The sequence below is a fragment of the Vibrio sp. Vb1755 genome (genome assembly GCF_033338635.1).
GTDB lineage: Bacteria > Pseudomonadota > Gammaproteobacteria > Enterobacterales > Vibrionaceae > Vibrio > Vibrio alginolyticus.
The window spans coordinates 1-1232 of record NZ_JAWOTA010000223.1; the positions used below are offsets into that span (position 1 = coordinate 1).

Genomic DNA, 1232 nt, shown 5'->3' on the forward strand with positions numbered 1-1232 from the left:
CACCAAACTGAGTGATTTGATAGAAAGGAACGTTGCCAACGCCATTAACATTGACCAATGCTGCGCCACCTGAACTCGGAATACGAACCTGTTCAACAGTGCCAGCCAGTAGAACATTCGGGCTCGCTTGGCCTTCTTGAACTTCTACAGATACCGTGTATTTGCCCGGCTTTAAGCCAAGCTCTTCTGGATTGATTGAGAACTCAACGTCACCAGCGCCGTGAGCGCCAAGTGGTACGTTCGTCTTCTGACCGAACTGATCTTTCACAACTAAAGTCACTTGGTTTGAACCGTGACTCAGTTCGATTTTGCCGTTTTGCGCACCATCACCCAGTTCGAATTCTTTTGAATTCACGTAAACCGTTTGACCAACCAAACCGGCGGTCGATAGCACTTGCATGTTGTCGAGTAGCACCATGCTGTTTTGCATGACCTTCGACATGTTCTCGGTACTTTGAACTTGAGAGAACTGCGCCAACTGACCGACGTACTCTGTGCCATCTAACGGGTTTAACGGATCTTGGTTTTGAATTTGCGCCACCATCAAAGAGATGAACTCATTTTGAAGTGAAGACGCGCTGTTCTTATCCGTTGGGTTTGGCGCAATGCCACTGTTTTCTTTTGCTGCCGCTTTAACCGGAGCGTCCGACGATAATGCCGTGTACTGTGCAAGACTCATTAGCTACCCTGCCCTAAACGAAGCAAGCCTTGCTGCATGCTTTTCACATTTGCCAACACTTCCACGTTCGTTTCGAAGCTGCGAGTCGCTGACATCATGTCCGCCATTTCCGCAACCACGTCGATGTCTGGGTAGTAAACATAACCTTCGCCGTTAGCGAGTGGGTTATTTGGCTCAAAGCGTTTTTCCGCCTGACCTTTGTTTTGCACCACATCGACAATACGCACTTCAGCATTTGGGTAAATGCCGTTTTCTGTCGTCATTTGCGTTTTTTGATACACGGTAGCGAACACAGGTTTAAGTGCTTTGTAAGCATCATCTGGGTTTGCAGACACCGCATCCGCGTTCGCAAGGTTACTGGCAACCGTGTTTAGGCGAACGGTTTGCGCCGTCATCGCAGAGCCAGTAATCGAATAAATATCAGTGAATGACATAATTAACGTCCCTCAATCGCTTTCGCCAAGCCGTTAAATTTCATGTTGAGAAACGTCAGGCTAGTTTGAAAGTCCATGTTGTTTTGGGTGAATTTCGCTTGTTCAACACCAAGTTCCAC

2 protein-coding genes and 1 pseudogene are annotated in these 1232 nt (G+C 47.6%); all 3 read right to left on the reverse strand.

All coding sequences use genetic code 11. The features are described from left to right. Positions 1 to 679, reverse strand: a 679-nt coding sequence (gene flgD, locus R7E00_RS24080; RefSeq protein ID WP_318124782.1) for a flagellar hook assembly protein FlgD, incomplete at its 3' end; no start/stop codon positions are given. Further along, on the reverse strand, positions 679 to 1113 hold the full coding sequence (flgC, locus tag R7E00_RS24085) for a flagellar basal body rod protein FlgC (protein ID WP_005464013.1): 435 nt from the start codon (positions 1111 to 1113) through the stop codon (positions 679 to 681). The genes flgC and flgD, both read right to left, overlap by 1 nt. Positions 1114 to 1115: 2 nt before the next feature. Next, a pseudogene (flgB, locus tag R7E00_RS24090) lies at positions 1116 to 1232 on the reverse strand (flagellar basal body rod protein FlgB); the annotation flags it as partial.